Origin of the sequence: Vibrio sp. 10N.261.52.A1 (assembly GCF_002876325.1) — a bacterium.
Classification (GTDB): domain Bacteria; phylum Pseudomonadota; class Gammaproteobacteria; order Enterobacterales; family Vibrionaceae; genus Vibrio; species Vibrio chagasii.
Genome location: NZ_MCYD01001172.1, coordinates 1 through 1,117, shown reverse-complemented (window position 1 = coordinate 1,117; position 1,117 = coordinate 1). Strand labels below are relative to the sequence as shown.

1 protein-coding gene is annotated in these 1,117 nt (G+C 41.9%); it reads right to left on the bottom strand.

Annotation, left to right across the window (positions count from 1 at the left end):
* A partial coding sequence (locus BCT81_RS25025; RefSeq protein WP_133152717.1) for a methyl-accepting chemotaxis protein occupies positions 1-1,117 on the bottom strand: 1,117 nt, incomplete at both ends.

Genomic DNA, 1,117 nt, shown 5'->3' with positions numbered 1-1,117 from the left:
TCAGCAATGCCTTGAATGATGTTGACCGCATCACCGATTTGATCGACATGATGGTTCAGTGAGCTGATTGAATCTTGACTGCTTGATAGACGTTCAGACAACTGAGTAATGTTATTGATAGTATCGACCACGACTTCACGCCCCTTGTCTGCATTCACTTTCGCTTGTTGAACGCCTTCTGCAGCAACAGAGGTGCTTTCTGAAATTTCACCAATCGTTAATACCATTTCTTGAACAGATGTTGTCATGGTTGAGGTGTGGTTAGCTTGAACTTCAAACTGTTTGATTACAGACTCAAGCTCTTCGTGCATGTTAGAAGTACTTTGAGTCAGTTGTAGAGACTTAGATTGAGAGGCCGAAATCAAGCCTTCTAGCTGATCAAGCAACTGATTGAAGTACTGGCCTAGTGTGCTTAACTCGTCTTTACCATCAAGATGCGAACGAATAGACACATCGTTGGAATCGACAATATTGCGGATCACCGAAAGCAGTGATTCAATTTTGCCAATGATAGAGCGAACAATTAACCAGCTGAACAAAATGATCGACACAAGTAATGTGACGCAAAGGATGTTGTTGATCAGTGATAGTTTGTCCATCTCCTTTTGAGTTTCTTGGTCGAGTACTGCTGAAAACTCTTTAAACTGAGTCTCAATCACATGTGAACCAGAGCGTGCTTCCCCAAGAAGGCCCTCATTATGCTTAAGTCCAATAACTTTCTTCTGTTCAACCACTTGCTTTGCTGTCTCTAGCAAGGCACTCGAGCTTAAAGAAAGCATGCTCGGATCAAAGGTACCTTTTTCAATCAAATCATTAAAAAGATAAAGCTCTACTTTTTGCTCAGCGCTCGCGGTTGCACTCATGCTATCTAGCACTTTATGAAACTGTCCCAAAAGACCTTTGTCTCTCGCGAGTCCATAGACTTCCGTTGCTTTTACCAGTTCAACGAAACTCGTATGGTACGTCTCTATGTCTTCACGTAAGTGTGTGCTGTTTACCAACCCTAGATCATTCAGAACCACATTGAGCTGTGACTCTGAAGCCAAAAACTTGTTGTAGTTTACGTCGAACTTATCAAGGTACTTCATATCATTTCGCAACAAGAAGTCTTTCTCAT